The organism is Paenibacillus sp. 276b, assembly GCF_900107875.1.
GTDB classification, from domain to species: Bacteria; Bacillota; Bacilli; order Paenibacillales; family Paenibacillaceae; genus Paenibacillus; species Paenibacillus marchantiae.
On record NZ_FNRR01000001.1, the window covers coordinates 522,038 to 541,299 of the forward strand.

The 19,262-nt window shown below is 47.2% G+C and carries 18 protein-coding genes; 15 read left to right on the top strand and 3 right to left on the bottom strand.

The features are described 5' to 3' along the window. Positions 1–120 precede the first annotated feature (120 nt). Positions 121–1,050, top strand: coding sequence for an NAD(P)/FAD-dependent oxidoreductase (locus tag BLV50_RS02445; RefSeq protein WP_072732491.1), 930 nt, complete (start codon positions 121–123; stop codon positions 1,048–1,050). 135 nt (positions 1,051–1,185) lie between these two features. Here BLV50_RS02445 and BLV50_RS02450 read toward each other — a convergent pair whose 3' ends face one another. Further along, positions 1,186–1,374, bottom strand: coding sequence for a hypothetical protein (locus BLV50_RS02450; protein ID WP_063563307.1), 189 nt, complete (start codon positions 1,372–1,374; stop codon positions 1,186–1,188). A 147-nt stretch (positions 1,375–1,521) separates the two neighbouring features. Here BLV50_RS02450 and BLV50_RS02455 point away from each other — a divergent pair, with 147 nt between their 5' ends. The 6 genes from BLV50_RS02455 to BLV50_RS02480 all read left to right on the top strand — a co-directional run bounded on the left by BLV50_RS02455 (position 1,522) and on the right by BLV50_RS02480 (position 6,450). Beyond that, positions 1,522–2,949 carry an FAD-binding oxidoreductase gene (locus tag BLV50_RS02455; protein WP_090805616.1) on the top strand — a complete coding sequence of 476 codons (1,428 nt, stop codon included), beginning with the start codon at positions 1,522–1,524 and terminating at the stop codon, positions 2,947–2,949. After that, complete coding sequence (locus BLV50_RS02460) at positions 2,946–3,500, top strand: MFS transporter (protein WP_064638937.1); 555 nt, start codon at positions 2,946–2,948, stop codon at positions 3,498–3,500. The genes BLV50_RS02455 and BLV50_RS02460 overlap by 4 nt, the downstream gene beginning before the upstream one ends. A 116-nt stretch (positions 3,501–3,616) precedes the next feature. Next, positions 3,617–3,970, top strand: a complete 354-nt coding sequence (locus tag BLV50_RS02465) for a DUF3243 domain-containing protein (protein WP_072732493.1) — start codon at positions 3,617–3,619, stop codon at positions 3,968–3,970. Between the two features lie 234 nt (positions 3,971–4,204). Continuing rightward, a complete protein-coding gene (locus tag BLV50_RS02470) occupies positions 4,205–4,768 on the top strand; it encodes a hypothetical protein (protein WP_063563311.1) in 564 nt (187 codons plus the stop codon). Positions 4,769–4,926: 158 nt separating this feature from the next. After that, positions 4,927–5,784, top strand: coding sequence for a heme o synthase (gene cyoE / locus BLV50_RS02475; protein ID WP_063563312.1), 858 nt, complete (start codon positions 4,927–4,929; stop codon positions 5,782–5,784). 183 nt (positions 5,785–5,967) lie between these two features. Beyond that, positions 5,968–6,450 carry a tetratricopeptide repeat protein gene (locus tag BLV50_RS02480; RefSeq protein ID WP_063563313.1) on the top strand — a complete coding sequence of 161 codons (483 nt, stop codon included), beginning with the start codon at positions 5,968–5,970 and terminating at the stop codon, positions 6,448–6,450. A gap of 21 nt (positions 6,451–6,471) precedes the next feature. Here BLV50_RS02480 and BLV50_RS02485 read toward each other — a convergent pair whose 3' ends face one another. Next, the gene (locus BLV50_RS02485; RefSeq protein WP_090805619.1) at positions 6,472–7,347 is read right to left on the bottom strand and encodes a LysR family transcriptional regulator; all 876 of its coding nucleotides are present in this window, start codon (positions 7,345–7,347) and stop codon (positions 6,472–6,474) included. Positions 7,348–7,512: 165 nt separating this feature from the next. Here BLV50_RS02485 and BLV50_RS02490 point away from each other — a divergent pair, with 165 nt between their 5' ends. From BLV50_RS02490 to BLV50_RS02500, 3 genes are all read left to right on the top strand, one after another. Next, the gene (locus tag BLV50_RS02490) at positions 7,513–8,460 is read left to right on the top strand and encodes a DMT family transporter (RefSeq protein ID WP_090805621.1); all 948 of its coding nucleotides are present in this window, start codon (positions 7,513–7,515) and stop codon (positions 8,458–8,460) included. A gap of 201 nt (positions 8,461–8,661) precedes the next feature. After that, positions 8,662–9,687, top strand: a complete 1,026-nt coding sequence (locus BLV50_RS02495; protein WP_072732497.1) for a LacI family DNA-binding transcriptional regulator — start codon at positions 8,662–8,664, stop codon at positions 9,685–9,687. 258 nt (positions 9,688–9,945) lie between these two features. Then, a complete protein-coding gene (locus BLV50_RS02500) occupies positions 9,946–12,495 on the top strand; it encodes a beta-mannosidase (RefSeq protein ID WP_090805624.1) in 2,550 nt (849 codons plus the stop codon). Between the two features lie 117 nt (positions 12,496–12,612). On the opposite strand, the gene BLV50_RS02505 is transcribed toward BLV50_RS02500, so the two are convergent. Beyond that, complete coding sequence (locus BLV50_RS02505) at positions 12,613–14,607, bottom strand: beta-galactosidase (protein WP_090805627.1); 1,995 nt, start codon at positions 14,605–14,607, stop codon at positions 12,613–12,615. Between the two features lie 192 nt (positions 14,608–14,799). Here BLV50_RS02505 and BLV50_RS02510 point away from each other — a divergent pair, with 192 nt between their 5' ends. The 5 genes from BLV50_RS02510 (at position 14,800) to BLV50_RS02530 (ending at position 19,204) form a co-directional block, all read left to right on the top strand. After that, the gene (locus tag BLV50_RS02510; protein WP_072732499.1) at positions 14,800–15,639 is read left to right on the top strand and encodes a helix-turn-helix transcriptional regulator; all 840 of its coding nucleotides are present in this window, start codon (positions 14,800–14,802) and stop codon (positions 15,637–15,639) included. Between the two features lie 110 nt (positions 15,640–15,749). Further along, positions 15,750–16,427: an SOS response-associated peptidase gene (locus tag BLV50_RS02515; RefSeq protein ID WP_063563320.1), complete on the top strand. Its 678-nt coding sequence runs from the start codon at positions 15,750–15,752 to the stop codon at positions 16,425–16,427. A 250-nt stretch (positions 16,428–16,677) separates the two neighbouring features. After that, positions 16,678–17,808 carry an NADH-dependent flavin oxidoreductase gene (locus BLV50_RS02520; protein WP_090805630.1) on the top strand — a complete coding sequence of 377 codons (1,131 nt, stop codon included), beginning with the start codon at positions 16,678–16,680 and terminating at the stop codon, positions 17,806–17,808. 150 nt (positions 17,809–17,958) lie between these two features. After that, a complete protein-coding gene (locus tag BLV50_RS02525) occupies positions 17,959–18,726 on the top strand; it encodes a DeoR/GlpR family DNA-binding transcription regulator (protein ID WP_090805633.1) in 768 nt (255 codons plus the stop codon). Between the two features lie 19 nt (positions 18,727–18,745). Beyond that, a complete protein-coding gene (locus BLV50_RS02530; protein ID WP_079694564.1) occupies positions 18,746–19,204 on the top strand; it encodes an OsmC family protein in 459 nt (152 codons plus the stop codon). Positions 19,205–19,262 lie beyond the last annotated feature (58 nt).

The following is a 19,262-nucleotide window of genomic DNA, read 5'->3' on the forward strand; positions in this document are numbered from 1 at the left end:
TGGTAAAAGCTAAGTTGTAACGGATTACGTTTGATTTTGGTTGAACGGTGTAAATGGATAGAAGGATAGTGAACTGTCCAATAACATATAAGAGATAGAAGCATAGGAGGGAGATGGAGCATGCGAGAGTATGATTGCATTATAGTAGGTGGAGGACTCGCAGGACTTCAGGCAGCTATTCAGATGGGGCGTTACTCTTCTCATCGGGTGTTGGTAGTGGACGCAGGAGAAGGCAGATCAACGTTATGCCGAACCTATCATAATATTCTTGGTTTCCCCGATGGAGTATCCGGTGAAGAGCTGCGCTCCAAAGGCAGAATGCAGGCTGAGCAGACTGGAGTAAATTTTGAGAAAGACCGTATCATTAAGGCAGGACGCCGGGGAGAACAGATTCAATTGTTCGGTTCTTCCGGCTCTGAATATATGGCGAAAACAGTCTTACTGGCAACTGGACTAACGGACAGGATACCGGCGATTCCGGGATTAAGGCCTACGTTGGGAAGAACAGTATATGTGTGCCCGGATTGCGATGGATATGAGATTCAGGATCAGCGCACGATATTGCTGGGTGCAGGCGAAGCCGGTGCAAATATGGCTATGGTTTTGATTCAACGTACCAATGAGTTGTTGTATATCAACCATGAGCAGTCGCCAATCTCCGCTGAGCTTCATCGAAGTATGAAAGAGGCAGGAGTTCGTTACCTTGAGGCCGCCGTCCAAGAAGTGCAACAGATGGAAGATGGCCATATTACGGGTGTGCTGACGGAAGATGGACAGATTTTTGAGTCAGAGCGTGGATTTGTTGCGTTTGGAGGCAATCGTGTACATTATGAACTGGCAGAGCAGCTTGGAGCCGTCATCGCGGATAATAAACACGTCGAAGCCAACGTGCGAAGCATGCAGGCCGCGCCTAATGTATGGATTGCCGGAGATCTGGGCTTGCACGCGGAACAAGCTACGGTTGCCATGGGCGAAGGTTCGATTGCCGCGATCTGGATTCACAAGGCATTGCAACAGATGAAAAAGGAAAATAAGGTGAAGCAGATCTAAACGCAAATTAAAACGCAGATGGTGAACAGCCCCATTCATAGAAAAAAACAATTTTAAAGTCCCCCGACCGTTAAGACAAAGGTTGGAGGACTTTTTGCGTTGTACGCAAGCTGTTTACAAAAGTATGGTCTGAAATTATTTGCTGTTTGTATTGCGGGTCTCTGTTGTTTTGGCTTTGTGAGGATGGGTGATATTGTCTACGATTTCTCCTACGGCTTCTTCAATCATGTCCGTTGGGCCGGGGTTGTTCGGGTCGGGTTGAATAATTGTATTCACACCAGGCTGTAGATCTTTGTTTTTTCGTTCTTTTTTATGTTCATTCATGGAAAATTCCTCCTTATTCGGGTATGTTTAAGGTGTTCCTTAACATATCCAATCCTTGTGATGTATATGTAAACGATTAACCAATCAAATCAAATTGAAACGCTAGGTGTTAGGGGAGGAGGAGTTCATCTGTTCAAAAAAACGAGCATGCTCCTGTTACTTCTGATTTTATGTGTGTGGACATATTGGAGAACGGATAGCGATGATCAGAATCCGTATTTGATTACCGACTACAGCCGCCTTCATCCGGTTAAGGTTGAACGTGTGGTCGAGGGTCATGAAGAGCAGCAGCTCGTTGAACTGCTCAAAGAAGCCCGAGAGCAGAATCTGACGATATCGATTGCTGGGCAGCGCCATAGTCAGGGAGGACACACTTATTATAAAGACGGCATTGTCATAGACATGACCTCGTATAACAAAGTGCTGGAAGTCAATACCGATGCCAAAAAGGTACGTGTGCAGGCTGGGGCGACCTGGGCTGACGTACAACGAGCCATTAACCCATATGGACTGGCGGTCAAAAATATGCAGTCCCAGAATATTTTCACCGTAGGCGGATCTATCAGTGTAAATGCACATGGTCGGGAGCTTCATCAGGGTTCCTTGATTGAAAGTGTCGATTCCTTTCATCTCTTGACGGCAGATGGTCAGATTCGGCAAGTGAGTGGCACGGAGAATGCAGAGCTTTTCCCGCTTGTGCTTGGGGGTTACGGACTGTTTGGCGTGATTTTGGACGTTACGTTGACGTTAACGGATGACGAAGTCTATCGTCTCACAACTGAGCAGGTGCAGGTTGAGGACTACCCGACTTATTTTCAAAAGAATGTCCTGGGAGACCCGATGATGCGTATGCATCTGGCCCGAATTTCAGTTCAGCCCGGTGAAGGCTATTTTCACGAGATGTACGCATTGAATTATGCCTCTGATCCAATGGCTTCACTGGATGATTATGATCATCTGGATGAACGTGAAAGAGGCGTGCTTACCAGCAAACTTCTGTTCAACCTGAACCGTGAATTCCAATGGGGGCGGGCCTGGTTTTGGCCGCTGCAACAGCGGTATTTCGAGTCACAGGATGGCAAGAGGCTCAGTCGCAACAATGCGATGGCTTCTGCGTCTGCCTTCATGGAGTATCATCAGCCGGGTGAAAATGATCTGCTGCAGGAATATTTTATTCCGGTGGATGTCTTCCCCGCATTTGTACAGGAGATGGGAGAGATTGTATCCCAGGAGCAATTGGATTTGCTCAACATTACAGTCAGGTTTGTGAAACATGATGAAGAAGCTGTGCTTTCTTATGCGACGCAGGATATGTTCGGCCTTGTCTGTTTATTTCACGCTTCATTGTCTGAGGTAGAACAAGAGAAGTTCAAGGGCAGTATGCAGCAGCTGATAGATGCAGTCCTTCGATATAACGGAACATATTATCTGCCCTATGCAGGTTATGCAACTTCAGAGCAATTCGAACAGGCTTATCCTCGGAAGAATGAGTTTTTTGCAGCCAAAGAAAAGGTGGATCCGAATCATTTATTTATGAACTATTTTATGGAGCAGTATGGAGGAAATCATCCATGAATATCAAGTGGCTTGTTCGATCTCAAAGTATCGTTACGCTCGCTTCGGGCATGATTTATCCGTATTATCTTTTGTTTCTCAAAAATCTGGGTAACAGCTTCTCCAAATATGGGCTTGCCTTTGCCGTATTTACAATCAGTTCGGCTGCTGCTTCGCAATGGCTCGCTCCCCGGATGGATCGACACGCCAAGCAGTGGCTCATTGTAAGTTCGGTGGGGATGGCCGCAGCCATGATTGCATTTCCGTGGGTCATTTCCTACATTTGGGTGCTGCTGCTGCAAATGATGATGGGGACATGCAATGCGATGCAGCGAATGAGTGAACGGGTGCTGCTCGCCGATTATACGGTGGCTGGGCAACGGGGCCCAGCTGTAGGTAACTATCATTTCTGGACATCTGCTGCTTCAGGATTTGCGGTTATTGTTGGCGGTGTGCTGATTGATTGGCTGACGATCGATGTATTATTTTATCTGAGTGCCATGCTGTATATGTGGGGAGCTCTGGCAGTATGGCGATTACGAAGCATTTCTGAGGAAGCAGCTGATGGCTAAAGGATAGAAATGGTCTGATTAATCTCCAGCGAGAAGTTTATATTATAGATAACCTGGTATGATTAAGCATTTTGCTTACATTCCACAAAGCGAGTATTCTCAAGGAGGTTTTTCAGATGAATGAACAAAATCATGTTATCCATAAAGATGGACAAGTTTCAACCGACAAGGTAGACAATGCGATTGATAAGATTGCGCCGGAGGAACGGGAACAGATTTTACAGAACTTTGATGCCTTTAAAGGATATCTGGGCAAACGAATTGCAATGGGAGAATCGATTGGACTGGGTGAGGAGCAGATGGCCAAAATCGCTGAGAAAGTAGCCGACTATTTGGCAGCCCGGGAAGAGCCGCGTAACCGTGAAGAGAAGTTGCTGCAAGAACTGTGGAATGTCGGGAAAGAGGAAGAGCGCCATATGCTGGCTCATATGCTAGTGCGTCTGGCACAAGGTTCAACCCCGAATCATTAAGATTGAGCTGAAATTAAAAGCTAAGCCAATAGAGACTCTGGATGCCATGGCATTCAGGGTTTCTTTTTGATGACACCTATTGTAACTATTTTTCATCTGGCTGATACTTTTGCAGTGTGTACACCCGGTATGATAGGGAGAGTAAAAGAAAGATTAAATATTCATATGAGCGTTTGAAGAGAAAGCCTTCCGGTTAAGGAATAGTAACGTTCATAATAAGGAGAGATGCTGCCTATGAAGAACGCGGCGAAACAATGGAAATTACGAATGCTGGGTGCGGCTGTTGCATTGCTTGGCATGATTGTGCTTGCTACATATTTACTTACACCAGCGAACGCTGAGGAGAGCACGGACTCTGTACAGGCTTCTGCCAAAGCGCAGGCTGCAAACTCCGAGATGTTTACAGCGTATGTGGAAGACATACAGCATGAGAATGGTAAATTGTACTTGATTGTAGACAAGATTGGCTGGTACCAAGGTGCAGAGGCTGATAAAGTTTTTGAACAACGCAATCCGGGCTCTGGTATAGATGGTGCTCCTGATGGTTATTATATTGTCAATGACAGCAAAGAGCAGGAAAAGGTAGAAGTAAGTGCTAATGCTGAAGTGTTGATGCAGTTATATGATCGCGATGGTACAGTGTCGGGCACCACTATTCAATGGAATGAGTCAGTGGCGCTCAGCAAATTCGAATCTTTGTATGACAATACCAATATTCTTGATCTGTCCGTATTCCCGTATCACCTCACTGTACAGGACGGAAAAGTGATCAAAATTGTACAGCAATACATTCCATAAAATTAGATCAAAATGCAACGGTTAAGCATTCCTCCGGTTCCATTGAACCGGCAGGGATGCTTTTTGGTTATGACAAATTCATGAAGGAGATTGTAATTCATGGTATGTACATGTATCATTATAGGAATGGTGTTTTTACATAGTTCAGGAGGCTTCTCATGCTTAAAGACATGATTGCATTAACGAAACCCGGACTTTTGCGGCTGAATGTGTTTGCGGTAGCGGTAGGGTTCTGGGTCGCTTCAAAATGGGATATCTCGTGGATATCTCTGCTCATGGTGTTGATTGGATCAACCTTGGTCATCGCTTCGGCATGTGTTATTAACAACTACTGGGATCGTGAGTTGGATCAGAAGATGGAGCGCACCAAAAAACGGATTGATTACATCAATCATCTTAAACCCAAGTTTGTATTGGGGTATGGAATTGTTCTTGGTGTGGTTGGTTTTGTGCTGCTGTACTTCCTGGTCAATCCGTTATCCGGTTGGATGGCACTGCTCGGATGGTTTGCTTATATCGTGATCTACACGATGTGGCTCAAACGCAGCTCGACCTGGAGTACATCATTGGGTGGAATTGCGGGGGCGATGCCGCCTGTAATCGGTTATTGTGCGGTAACCAATCAGATTGATGCAGGTGCCTGGTTGCTGTTTGCGCTGTTATTTCTGTGGCAGCCACCTCACTTCTGGTCACTCGGGATTCGCAGAGTGGAAGAATATCGTGCAGCCGGTTTCCCACTGTTGCCGGTAGTCAAAGGTGTGAAGCGCACAAAGGTGCAGATGATTCCTTATGTATTTCTGTTGCTTCCTGCTGTATTTCTGTTGTATTACTACAACTACGTTGGGCTTGTGTTTCTACTTGTATCCGTCATTGGTGGTCTGATCTGGTTTGTCCATACACTAAGCGGATTGAAAACTCAGGATGATGAGAAATGGGCCAAGGTTAACTTTCTGATCTCCGTCAATTATCTCATGGTTGTATTCATTGTCATGGTAGCAAACACAACCTGGTCCTGAGCGAAACATCACTTTTGTAAAATATTGGAATATGAAGATGCCAAGTTAGCTGGCACCTTACGAAAAAGCACGCTGTAGAATAGACTTGGACAACCTGTGGTTGTTCCGGCATACTTCTCGGGGTGTTTTTTTGCTATAATTATACTTTGGAAAATGATTTTGGAAGAATGGGAAGTGGAGTAGATGAAGGATTTACAGCAGGCTATCCTCTTGAGAACGGAGGGGAAAATGCAGGAGGCGATAGAGCTGCTGCAGGAACTGGCGTTACAGGAACCAGACAATGCACAGGTTTGGTACCAGCTGGCTTGGGCTCATGATTCACTTGGACTGGAGCGGGCAGCGGTACCGCATTATGAGAAGGCTCTAAGTCTAGGGCTTTCGGTTGAGGACAGGACAGGTGCCATACTCGGACTTGGCAGCACATATCGGACTCTGGGGCAGTACGAGCAGGCGAAGGCCTGGTTTGAAAAGGGATTAAGTGAATTCCCGGAAAACCGGGAATTTGAAGTTTTTCTTGCCATGGTGCTCTACAATTTGGGCGAGCATGCGGAGGCAATGAAGCGGTTGCTGGTACAACTGGCTGATACATCAAAGGATAAGGGAATAACCGACTACAGCAGAGCCATCCGTTTCTATGCAGACCAGCTGGATCGGGTATGGGATTAGGTTGAGGCAACGGAGGACCGATTATAACGATGGAGTTAGCCATTCCTGTACCGCTTCAATAAAACGACGCGAAGCGGGGGACAGATTGGTGAGAGACGGGCAAGCGATGCCAATGGTACGATAAGGATCTCCAGTGAGTGGAACAAGAGCGAGCTCGTTCGTATGGTGTTGAAGAACCATTTCAGGTAAAAGACTGATGCCAAGACCGTTTCGAACCATCGCCATGATGGCCTGATCTTCGGCGACCTCATAGACCACATTCAGCTTGGCCGCATGCTGTCGGATCAACCGTTCAATCTCGTTATCACCACCCCATTTAGGTAAAATAAAGGGCTGTTCCAGCAATACATCAAATGAGACAGACTTCTCCGTAGAGAGTGGATGTTCCAGAGGCAGGATGCACATCATCCTGTCTTTTTGTAATGGAATTGTCTCAAAAGGCGAAGAATCGCCAAGGGACAGAAAGCCAAGATCGATGGCACCTCCAGCCAGCCAGCCTTCAATTTCTGCGTAGTCGCCCTCCCACAGCTTAATCTCGATTCCGGGATGACCGAGGCGAAATTGCTTCAGGATGCCAGGCAGCCACTGCGTGGATACACTGGCGAATGTGCCAATACGAACGGTTCCAATCTCGGCGCCGCGAATTAATGAAATTTCCTGGTTCATCAGTTCCGTCCAACGCAGAATTTCACGAGTATAGCCCAGAATACGTTCCCCTTCAGCAGTAAGTCGTACACCAGAGCGGCCTCGATTCAGCAGCGAAAAACCACACTCGGTCTCCAGACTGGCGATCGCATGACTGACCGCTGATTGGGTAATATTCAATGCTTCTGCTGCTTTGGTGAGGCTGCCGTATTCCACTACGGCATTCAAAATTTCGTATTTGACCAATGACATGAAAGATTCCGTTCCTCTCTTCATTTAATACATGAGTTTATTTCATATTAACTATTATAAATATTCATTTTTATAATGCAAAGAGATCGTTTATACTTGCCAAGGCGAGTTAGTTCGATAGAGCCTCGGATAGATTATAATACATAGAATGAAGGTAGAAGCAAGATGAACGGAGTACGTGCACCACAAGGTCAAGCATCAAGAAGAGCGGATTTACAGATGCTGCTCGCAACGGTAATATGGGGATCATCCTATCTGTTTATGAAATCAGGACTGGAGTCCATGCAGGAATTGAATCTGGTCGCTTTCCGGTTTGGAATTGCCTTTATCGCGGCAGCTGTCCTTTTCCATCGGCGACTGTTCAGAATGGATCGAGGAACGCTTGCAGCAGGGGCTATTATGGGAACAGCGTTATTTGCGGCCTTTGTATTTATCACTTATGGAGTACAGCGCACTACGGCTTCCCAGGCAGGATTTTTGATCAGTTTGGCAGTGATCTTTGTGCCCATCCTGACGACAATTCTGCATCGCAGAATGCCAGACTTGCGGTTAACGATAAGTATTCTCGTGGCGGTAATTGGGCTCGCATTGTTGACACTTCAACATGAGCTTAGCCTGCATATGGGGGATATCCTTTGCATTCTCGCAGCATTAATGTACGCGATCTACATTATGATTGCTGGCAAGTATACGCCGAAGCATGATCCGCTAACGCTGGGAACGGTGCAACTGGGCGTTGCAGCCCTGTGGGGGCTGGCTGCTACATTTGTGCTGGAGACACCACGTTTACCTGACACACCTCAATCTTGGGCGGCCATTCTGGGTCTGGGAGTACTGTGCAGCGGCATTGGCTACATTTTACAGACTCTTGCCCAGCGGCATGCTTCACCAACGAGAACGAGTCTGATCTTTTCGCTTGAACCACTGTTTGCAGCAGCATTTGCATTTACCTTTCAAGGGGAGTCCCTTACTCTGCAAGGGTATGCGGGTGCAGCACTTATGCTCATTGGTGTTCTGATTACAGAGATCAGAGTCCCTTATCCGGTATTCTGGCGCAGAAAGCGGACAGCATTACAGACCGAACTGGGAGATCAGGGAGCACCGGGCGTATAATTTTGAAATAAAGCAAGAGTTCTTCCATCAACTTCATTGTGAAGATGTTGGAGGAACTTTTTTTGTTATTTATTCGGGAAATATTCAGCATCCATAGCAAATCCACTACCTAACAAAATTAAACTTTTCATAACTTGTTTTGTTGAATCCCTTTTTTTATGCTACACTAAATGAAAAATAAAGGAAAAACGGGTGAGAAGGATGGCCAAAAGAGTAACCATGCAGCAAATTGCCGATGCTGCGGGGGTATCCAAATTCGCAGTCTCTCGTGCGTTGACCGGTAAACCTGGTGTCAGTGAACATACCCGGGAGATGATTGTTAGAACGGCAGGACAGCTCGGATATTTCAAAGCTGAACCGAAACGTTTCCTAGTGGAAACCCCTGCTGAACAGGAGATGAAGATAGACAGACAGGGGACTATTCTGATCTTGTTTCCTAACATTCGTTCGCAGAATCGATCTTCCCTGTACTGGGGTCCCATCTTTGAGGGAATATCTGCACGCCTGAATGAGAAGGGCATGGATATCCTGACCTTGACGGAACCTTCCTCAGATCGCATGTTTTCGGTGCTGAATCCTGAAGCCATCAGCGGTATTATAACTGTCGGTTCCATTTCCACATCCGTATTGCTCGAGATTTATCGACTGCATATTCCACTTGTGATGGTTGATCATGAAGACCCGGCAATTCATGGAGATACGGTGTTTACAGATAACATGAAATGTATGCAGGAACTGGTGTTGATGCTCGTTGGAAAGGGTTACAGACGGCTACAGTTTGCTGGCGAATTGCCTGATGCAGCCAGTTTCAGAGAACGATGGCTCGGCTATCGTTCAGTACTGGAAGAGATGCAGCTGCAGGTCTCGCAGCAAGCAGATTTGCTGGGACCTGATCTGGATCACATTCGGGAATCGATTATCGCCATGAAGATGGAGGATATCCCCGAAGTGATGGTATGTGCCAACGACCACATGGCCGCTGTTGTGATTGGTGCACTCCAAAGCAGGGGCATCGAGGTGCCGGAGCGCTGTGCAGTAACCGGGTTTGATAATACCCGTGCAGATGAGCCTATTCTTGCTACGGTGCATATCGATAAGGAGAATCTGGGCAGACGTGCGGTGGACCAGTTATTATGGCGGTTGGAGCATCCGGACGGGCCTTTTGAAAGAAAGCTGATCTATTCGGAACTAATCATTCGTGATGAGTACAATGCTAGTTTAACGTGAAGCTAACGAACGTAAATTTAGAAATGTAATATTAACACACGCCAGGACCCTATAAACTTGGGGTGAAAAGACATGGAGAGATTGGGCTTCATGTCTTTTTTTGTTATCGGATATGTTTTTTTGAAATAATCCACAAAACAGATTGACTGAATTGAGCATATCATGTTAATTTTGTTTTGTAAGTTATTTGTTTTTATAATAACAAAACCTAACAAAATGTTTTTTTAAAAAAATAATTCAATGATAACGGAGGCTGTCATGAGCAAAATACAATCGCAGACTTTTCAGAATTGGACGTTCAAGGCTTGTGAGGATCAGGAATGGATGCCGGCTCACGTACCCGGCTGTGTGCATACGGATTTGCTGAAACTGGGTAAAATACCGGACCCTTTCTATGGAACTAACGAAAAAGAAATTCAATGGGTCGATAAGAAAGACTGGGAATATCGCACGGAATTTGATGTGAATGAGGCACTATTGTCGTCGCAGCATCTGGAGCTGGTCTTTGATGGTCTGGATACATATGCAGATGTGTATGTGAATGAACAACATCTGTTGTCGGCAGACAATATGTTCCGGGTGTGGACAGTCGACGTGAAATCTGTTGTAAAGGCAAGTGGCAACGTACTCCGAATACGTTTTCGTTCTCCGATCAATGAAGATCTGCCGAAGCTGGAGAAACTAGGATATGCCCTGCCTGCATCGAATGATCAATCTGACGTGGGGGGATTAGGCGATAAAACAGTGAGTATTTTTGCACGGAAAGCCCCGTACCACTATGGTTGGGACTGGGGTCCACGTTTTGTAACCAGCGGAATCTGGCGCGAAGCACGCCTTGAAGGCTGGACGGACGTACGAATTAATGATGTATTCATTCAACAAAATGAAGTAACCGCTGCTTCCGCTTCGCTCACTGCGGTCGTGGAAGTGGAGTCTACGCAATCGATAGAAACAGTTATTCGAGTAGGAACGGATGAACAGAGTTGGGAGCAGGCTGTAACCCTGAAACCGGGCGTCCAAACTGTGGAGGTTCCAATCTCTATTGTTGAGCCGAAGTTGTGGTGGAGCCGCGGATTGGGTGACGCGCATATGTATTCTTTCCATACGGAAGTGATTCAGGGCGAACAGGCTGTGGCTGAGTCTACAGTCAAAACGGGTATTCGGTCCATTCGTCTGGTTCGTGACAAAGATGAAGCGGGAGCATCCTTTTATTTTGAGTTAAACGGAGTTGCTGTGTTTGCCAAAGGTGCGAACCACATTCCCAATGACAGCTTCATAACAGAAGTGACGCGTGAGCGCTATCTGCATGAGATTGTATCTGCTGCCGAGTCGAACATGAATATGCTCCGTGTATGGGGTGGTGGCTTCTATGAAGAAGACGTATTCTACGAATTGTGTGACGAATATGGTTTGCTCGTATGGCAGGACTTTATGTTTGCATGCAGCATGTATCCTGGAGACGAGGCATTCCTGAACAGTGTGAAGCATGAGGCGATTGATAATGTGAAACGTCTGCGTAATCATCCAAGCATCGTGCTGTGGTGTGGTAATAACGAGATTGATTCAGCGTGGGCACATTACATTGAGGATGGCGGCTGGGGTTGGAAAAAAGATTACAACGCGGAGCAAAGAGAGCGCATTTGGGCGGATTACGAAGCTATTTTCCATGATCTTTTGCCGGAAGTGGTGGAAGCCTATGCTCCTGGTGTGGATTATTGGCCTTCTTCACCACTGGTATCACTGTCGGGAGACGAGAAACAGCATGCTCACCCATCCACATCAGAAGGGGATATCCACTATTGGGGTGTGTGGCATAATGTGGAGCCCTTTGAGAACTACAACGTTCATGTTGGTCGCTTCATGAGTGAGTATGGCTTCCAGTCCTTCCCTGAATACGATTCGGTTCGCAAGTATGCGGAGGAAGAGGATCTGGCATTGGAGTCTGAAGTCATGCTGGCGCATCAGAAGAACGGGGCAGGTAATCGTCTGATCAAACAATACATGGATATGTACATGCATGAACCGAAAGATTTCCCATCCTTCCTCTATATGAGCCAAGTGCTTCAGGCTGAGGCGATGAAAACAGCCATTGAGGCTCACCGTCGTCGCAAACCGTTTTGTATGGGAACGCTCTACTGGCAGATGAATGATTGCTGGCCGGTGGCTTCCTGGGCGGGTATGGATTACTTCGGACGTTGGAAAGCATTGCAATATTACGCGAAACGCAGCTTCAGTGATATCTTGGTATCGGTAGATGGTACGAAGGAAGATGTGACAGATATTTACCTCATCTCGGATCAGCTTGAACCTGTGAAAGGCAAACTCCAGATACGCCTGATTGGCTTTGATGGCACAGTATATCGTGAGGAAGAGCATGAAGTCGCTCTGGCATCCAACTCTGGTCAACAGGTGCTGTCATTGAGCCAGGCGGAATGGCTGGAAGGTCGCGATGCTGCAACAACATTGCTGCGTATTGATCTGAAGCAGGATGGGGCATCCGACATCACACAGGAACATTATTTTGCACCTTCAAAGGATATTGCATTGCAACCAGCGCAAATTAAGGTTACCGAAGTTACCGAGAATGATGGCGTGCATCTGGTCCTGGAAAGTGATGTACTTGCAAAACAAGTATGGATTTCTACTGAGGCAGAAGGGGTGTTCTCGGACAATTTCTTCGACCTCATTCCGGGTATTCCTGTGAAGGTCAAGTTCACCGCCAGAGGGGAATTGCAAGGATCTGATGGTGCTGTCTCCAAGGCGGGGGCCATCCAGGTTCGTTCCATGGCTGACTTTATCAAATTGTAATCAAGTAAGATTGGTTTATGTTGTTAACGCCCAATTCTTTAAGGCTCGGATGCACTTGATGTGCATACCCGGGCCTTTTCATGGTTCATTTTGTTTTAAGCGCAGAGATGTTACATATTATTGAATCTCCAAGATTTCGATATCATACGGCTCCAGTTCCAATCGAGGTCCTTTCATAGTTCCATTCAATGCACTTTTGTATGATGCTTGCAACGGAATGGAGACAGATTCAGGACTTAAATTCAGGATGAAACGAAACGTTCCATTCGGTCCTGAGCGGGTTGTCACCTGGACACCGTCTGGCAGGGTTTGAATCCCGGATAGGCCACATTGTTCAGCGATGTTTTGCAGTAACTGGCTCAGATAAGCTTCATCCGGCTGGGTCGCTACATAATAGACAGCACCTTTACCCCAGTTGTTTTGGGTGACAGCCGCACTTTCGGCATAAAATTGATCCGCATAAACCGCAATCGCCTGTGCCGTGTCCAGTTCCAACACATCAGCCCATTGTGAAGCAGCATATGTATTGCCCTTCTCATCCCGAATCTGAATTTGGTCACCACCGACGGGATCATATTCGGTAACACGCACGCCCGAGCAAGAAGATAACATACCTGGAAGTGGCTCCATGACACAGACGTTGTTATCGTTTTTGACACCGGTGCGATGCGTTAAGACCAATATGCCACCATCCGCTGCAAAAGCTTGCAGACGTTCCGCGGTGTTCTCATCTAGCAAATACAAGTGCGGAGCGATGATGATTTTGTAGCAATCCAGCGCTTCCGAGGAATGGATGACATCTGTACTGATTCCCCATTTGGTCAGGGCACGATGCCATACTTTTATATTTTCGTAGTACTCCAGTCCATCCGCCTGTGGCTGAATTCGTAGAGCGTTTAACTGATCATGCGAATGCAGGATGGCGACTTCGTTCTGCAATGTAGAGCCTTGCAGGCGTTCACCCAGACTGTTCACTTCGGTACACAGTTGCTGAAACTCCTTGAACCGTCGCCCTGGAACATTGCTGTGATCAATCAGTCCGTGCCAGAACTGTTCTGCTCCTTTAGTGGCACTGCGCCAGCGGAAATGCACGACCGCATCCGCTCCACGGGCAATAGTCTGCCATGAGTAAGCACGCAAGAAGCCGGGCTGAGGTGTACGCCACATCGGAAACCAACATCCTGGAGGTCCGCTAAGCTGCTCCATAATCCAGAAATTGCGGCGTTTGATGCCACGTGTCAGATCTAGCGACAAAGCGCCACTGTAAGGTGCGGTGTCCGTTTTGTTGGGTGAAGGGTTGGGATAGTAATCAAAAGAAGCGAAATCCAGATCCTGACCGATTTTATATTGATCTGCCTTTTGCGGATAGCTATGAAAATTATGAGTGACAAAATGATCGGGACAGTTATGCCGAATGATCTCGATTTGGATGCTTTGAAAAGCCACAATGGAATCCGACTGAAAACGGGAGTAGTCCAGCAGGAACGAAGGATTCTGAAACGGAGAACCGCCATATGGTGGCGTCACCTGTTCCCAATCGCTGTATTCTCCACTCCAGACAACAGTACCCCAAGCCTGGTTGAGCTGCCCTAGTGAAATGTAACGGGCTCGAACCCACTCGCGAAAAGCCTCTGAACAAGCAGTGCACTGACAATCCGTGAAACTGAATTCATTATCAGTCTGCCAGCCAATTACAGCCGGATGTCCTGCATATCGCTCGCTCAGCTTCTGAACAATTCGTGCACTGTACGTCCGCATGCTCGAACTGTTATAACAGCGGTGGCCGCGGACTCCTTCATGGTACAACTGTCCACTTGGCAGCATCGGCAGAATATCAGGACACTTTTCGGTGAGCCAGCGTGGTGGTGTCATCGTTGGTGTACCGATCACCACCTGAAGCCCATTGCGATGAAGGGTATCGAGCGCCTCATCAAGCCATGTCCAATCGAATTGTCCATCGGCAGGCTCCATTCGGCTCCAGGCAAATTCACCCACACGTACAATACGTACACCACTATCGGCCATTAATCGGGCATCCTGCTCCCACAGATTGGGGTCCCAATGTTCAGGATAATAATCAACACCGATTTGAATAGGTCGGTTTTGGTTCATGTATGTTACTCTCCTTTGGTCTGGAACATAATGATTTTCATGCACGGTCAAGGCCGTGCTTAATGACTCCACTATCATCATCTTGTGGAAGAGCGTCGAGTCTATTTCATTTTATAATGGATAATGAGAGGGGAATATAATAACATGTTGCGATAGGGTATCATGATCTTGCTATTTTTGGGGGAAGAACATATGCGAAACCATTGGTTTATGCCGGAGCCCGGGCATGCAGGGTATGCATGTTATCCAGTAGCCTACGGAAGATATCTCGATCCAGAGCACAAGGAACATCGTCCGCACGGAATACGAGAGTATAATTTGCATCTGGTTTTCAACGGACAGGGTGAAGTGAGAACCGAGCAGGGTAGCGTTCGATTAACGGCTGGACAAGGTTTTCTATATGCGCCGGGACAGGCGCAACAGTATTATGCCGATCCATCTGATCCCTGGGATATCAGATGGATTCATCTGCAAGCCCACGATCTGGAGCGGCTGCTAGGCTTGCGGAATCCGGATAAAGTGTGGCTCTTTTCATTCTCTGGCGAGGAACGTTTCGAGGAGTTGCATGAACAATTATGCCAGCTCGGTGAAGGTTATGAGAGTGTGCATGAACCGAAGTTGTCGGCGGTACTGTATGAGTTGCTAGTTGAATTGGCACGAAATTCGGAGTCAATCGAAGGGACGTCATTACTGAACCATCAGGATACAATCCGCTCAACAGCCGATTATATTCGTCGTCACTGCACACAACCGCTAAGTCTTGCTGAAATGGCGGATATAGCGGGATACAGCGTGTATTATTTTAATCGCATGTTCAAGAGTATCATGGGTGTTCCGCCCGGCAGGTATCTGCTGGACTGCCGCATTCTGGCCGCGAAGAAAATGCTCGTAGACTCGGAACTATCCGTGAAACAAATTGCTTCTCAGTGTGGATTTACATACAGCAGTTATTTTATTCGCATGTTTCGGACCTATATCGGGATGACCCCGCAGCAATTCAGGCTTCTCTATAGCTCAGGCACTGGGAAATAGGAAGATTTCACACGATTACTAATGCTTTCTATACAAGCATGCATAATTTCCCTGCTATTACAAACAATACAATCAAATTCAATTCAAGCAGGGAAAGGAAGTGCCTGAGCATGTGTAACCGTTTTTCATTGGCAGCCGATTTGGATGAGGTCAGGGATCATTTTAAGATTCAACGGGTGATGTATTATTACAAAAACCGTTACAATATCAGCCCAACCCAGCATACACCGATTATTTTGCATCAGGATGGTGAGCGGGTATTGGACGAGTTCCGATGGGGATTCATTCCGTTCTGGGGACGCGATGCAGTCAACGCCAATCTCATGACAGTGCATGAGAATCCAGCCTACTACAAGCTGGTAGAGACGAAGCGTTGTGTTATCCCATGCAATGGTTTGTATTACTGGCGTCAAGAAGGCAAGAAAAGCTATGCGGTGCGAGTGGTTATGCCGGATCGCGGATTGTTTGGTATTGCGGGATTATACGAGGTATGGAAAGATACGCGCAAACAGCCACTGCGTACCTGCACGATGCTGATGGCGGGAGCGAACATGGTTACACGGGAGTTTGGAAGCAAAATGCCGGCGATTCTGTCTGAAGAAGAAATCAATACCTGGCTGGATCCGGCGAACACACGCGTGACACAGCTGCTGCCGTTGTTGAAATCCTACAACAGTACAGAGATGAATCTGTATCCGGTTACTCCGATGGTAGCCAATGATGAGCATGACTGCTATGAATGTGTGGAAGAAATGGACCAGAAGCTGGCATACGTACGCAGTTTCTAAGCTAACCAAGCAGTTTTATGAGGCGGAGAGTTGTAAGACACTCCGTCTTTTTGGGTTGAGAAAGAAGAAAAAAGTGTAATGGACAAAAGGCGGAGAGTGAATGGAGCAGTGAGCTTTAAGCATCGAATGGATAAGGGGTGAAAATGAAAAGTTGCAATGTGAGTGAAACGTAACTATAATCATTACAGTAAGCGAACGCATATATTCATATATCTATTAAAAGAGATATTAAATCAGGAGGGAACCACGAATGAATCCAAAGTATAGCCCAATGTTTGAACAAGTTTCACTGCCAAGCGGCATTACGCTGAAAAACCGGATCGTGCTCGCTCCAATGACTCATATGTCCTCAAATCAAGATGGTACTGTATCAGACGCTGAACTTGCTTATTATGCACGTCGTACTGGCGGTGCTGGTATGTCTGTTACAGCGGTAACCCATGTAACTGCGAATGGAATTGGTTTTCCGGCTCAATTTGGAAGTTATGACGATAGCTTTATTCCCGGTCTGAAACGTCTGGCCGATACGATTAAGCAGCAAGGTTCCAAAGCCGTACTGCAAATTTTCCATGCAGGTCGTCTCACGCCAGAACAAGCGGTGCCAGCGGGTCAAGTCGCTGCTCCAAGCGCTGTTGCCAGTGAGCGTCCGGGATCTCCTGTACCAAGAGAGTTGTCTGATGACGAAATTACGTCCATCATCAAGGACTTTGGAGAAGCAACCCGCCGCGCCATTGAAGCTGGCTTCGACGGTGTTGAGATTCATGGTGCGAACGGTTATCTGATTCAGCAGTTCTTCTCTCCGCATTCCAACCGACGTGAAGATCGTTGGGGTGGAAGCATCGAGAAACGTCTCACATTCCCACTGGCTGTGGTGGATGAGGTCCAGAAGGCTGTAGCTACACATACGAAACTGCCGTTTATCGTTGGATACCGTTTCTCCCCAGAAGAGCCGGAAACACCGGGACTGACCATGGAAGAGACGTATGCATTGGTTGATGCGCTGAAAGATAAAAATCTGGATTACCTGCATGTATCCGTCAACGAGTTCTGGTCCAAGCCAAGACGTGGTGAAGCAGATACTCGCTCCAGAATTGAATTTATCCTTGATCGCGTGGATGGTAAACTGCCTGTCATTGGCGTAGGTGCCATCCATACGGCAGATGAGGCAGCCGAAGCTCTTCAGAGTGGTGTGCCATTGCTTGCGATCGGTCGTGAGCTGATTATCGAGCCTGACTGGGTTGAGAAAATCGAAAGCGGACGTGAAGAAGATATTGAGACGATTCTCACCAAATCGGATCAGGAACGTCTGGTTATCCCTGACGGTCTTTGGAATGCAATTATTCACACACCGGGCTGGTTCCCTATGGCTGACGATAAATAAGACACAATTTCATTCGAAATGGAGGGAGCGTAAGCTCCCTCTTTTTTGCACCCTCTGCGCCCTTGATGAAATTCTACTTCCGGGGGCACTGTGGTATGATGGGATGAACAGGATTCATCTTGGATAATCAACGGTTTGGAGTGAATGAAGATGCTCGTGGCTGAACGTTATGAGAAAATTGTGGAATGGGTAGATTCCCAGGGAAGTATGCGCGTAACCGAGCTGAGTGAGCGCTGCGGTGTGACGGAAGAGACGATCCGTCGTGATCTGGACAAGCTGGAGCAGGCGGGAAGGCTCAGACGTTCCCACGGCGGGGCTGTCAGCGTAAAATATAAAGAAGAGGGGCAGTCGGAGATCCCTTATCCGGAGCGGGCTGTAACTCATGCAGAAGAGAAACGCAGAATTGCGGACGAAGCGTTGAAAATGGTAGAGCACGGTGACCGGATAGCGCTCGATGCCAGTACAACTGCGTGGTATATGGCGGCTGGACTGCCGAACATACCACTCACCGTGTTGACCAACTCCATTAAGGTCGCAGCGGAGCTGAGTAACAAGGAACAGATCCGTGTAATCGCGACAGGCGGGCAGCTTGCTTCGAAGTCCCTATCGTTTGTAGGGCCGCTAGCTGAACGGTCGCTTGATGCGTATCATGTGGATAAAGTTTTCTTATCCTGCAAAGGTGTACATTTGACCAAGGGCATCAGTGAGTCGAATGAATTGCAGGCGCTGGTGAAGCAGAAGATGATCAGCATAGCTGATGAAGTTATTTTGCTGGCGGATTCGAGCAAGTTTGGCGTGCAGGCTTTTACAAGAGTGGCTGAACTCAGCAGTGTGGCAAAAGTAATAACGGATCTGGGCTTAGAGGAAGAGCAGGTTAGCGCACTGAACGAACAATCCATAGCATGTGTCCGTGTCTAATTAGAAAGGAATGAATATAATGAAACATCCTTTTCACCTGAAAGCTACTTGGAATGGTGGACGTAACAGTGAAGGGCATATTGATGCAGGCGGGTTAAAAACAGTCATTTCGATTCCACAGGAGATGGGTGGTCCGGGTACCGGTACCAATCCGGATGAAATGCTGCTGGGTGCAGCGTCCACCTGTTATTTGATTACGCTGGCAGCAATGCTGGAGCGATCGGAGATTACACCGGATGAGCTGACACTGGAGTCCGAAGCGACAGTGGATGTTACCAATAACGTATTTACGTACGAACGGATCACACACAGACCTCGCATTGTGCTCAAAGCGGATGCATCTGATGCTGATGTAACGAAGGCGGAGCGCTTGGCACATAAAGCAGAAGAGTCCTGCATGATCTCCAGAGCGGTAGCAGGTAACGTCGCCATTGAGACACAGCCAGTGATTATAACAGCAGGCGTTAACGCGGTGTGATATACTGAAGAGTAGGCGGCTTCAGCCGTCATTTGTGTAAGATAAGGGGAAGTTCGGT

Coding starts and splice junctions, on each gene's coding strand:
- BLV50_RS02505 (WP_090805627.1), bottom strand. CDS start 14,607: ATGAACCAAAACCGACCTATTCAAATCGGTGTTGATTATTATCCTGAA.
- BLV50_RS02515 (WP_063563320.1), top strand. CDS start 15,750: ATGTGTAACCGTTTTTCATTGGCAGCCGATTTGGATGAGGTCAGGGAT.
- BLV50_RS02480 (WP_063563313.1), top strand. CDS start 5,968: ATGAAGGATTTACAGCAGGCTATCCTCTTGAGAACGGAGGGGAAAATG.
- BLV50_RS02455 (WP_090805616.1), top strand. CDS start 1,522: ATGCTCCTGTTACTTCTGATTTTATGTGTGTGGACATATTGGAGAACG.
- BLV50_RS02465 (WP_072732493.1), top strand. CDS start 3,617: ATGAATGAACAAAATCATGTTATCCATAAAGATGGACAAGTTTCAACC.
- BLV50_RS02520 (WP_090805630.1), top strand. CDS start 16,678: ATGAATCCAAAGTATAGCCCAATGTTTGAACAAGTTTCACTGCCAAGC.
- BLV50_RS02500 (WP_090805624.1), top strand. CDS start 9,946: ATGAGCAAAATACAATCGCAGACTTTTCAGAATTGGACGTTCAAGGCT.
- BLV50_RS02495 (WP_072732497.1), top strand. CDS start 8,662: ATGGCCAAAAGAGTAACCATGCAGCAAATTGCCGATGCTGCGGGGGTA.
- BLV50_RS02525 (WP_090805633.1), top strand. CDS start 17,959: ATGCTCGTGGCTGAACGTTATGAGAAAATTGTGGAATGGGTAGATTCC.
- BLV50_RS02490 (WP_090805621.1), top strand. CDS start 7,513: ATGAACGGAGTACGTGCACCACAAGGTCAAGCATCAAGAAGAGCGGAT.
- BLV50_RS02450 (WP_063563307.1), bottom strand. CDS start 1,374: ATGAATGAACATAAAAAAGAACGAAAAAACAAAGATCTACAGCCTGGT.
- BLV50_RS02470 (WP_063563311.1), top strand. CDS start 4,205: ATGAAGAACGCGGCGAAACAATGGAAATTACGAATGCTGGGTGCGGCT.
- cyoE (WP_063563312.1), top strand. CDS start 4,927: ATGCTTAAAGACATGATTGCATTAACGAAACCCGGACTTTTGCGGCTG.
- BLV50_RS02445 (WP_072732491.1), top strand. CDS start 121: ATGCGAGAGTATGATTGCATTATAGTAGGTGGAGGACTCGCAGGACTT.
- BLV50_RS02460 (WP_064638937.1), top strand. CDS start 2,946: ATGAATATCAAGTGGCTTGTTCGATCTCAAAGTATCGTTACGCTCGCT.
- BLV50_RS02510 (WP_072732499.1), top strand. CDS start 14,800: ATGCGAAACCATTGGTTTATGCCGGAGCCCGGGCATGCAGGGTATGCA.
- BLV50_RS02530 (WP_079694564.1), top strand. CDS start 18,746: ATGAAACATCCTTTTCACCTGAAAGCTACTTGGAATGGTGGACGTAAC.
- BLV50_RS02485 (WP_090805619.1), bottom strand. CDS start 7,347: ATGTCATTGGTCAAATACGAAATTTTGAATGCCGTAGTGGAATACGGC.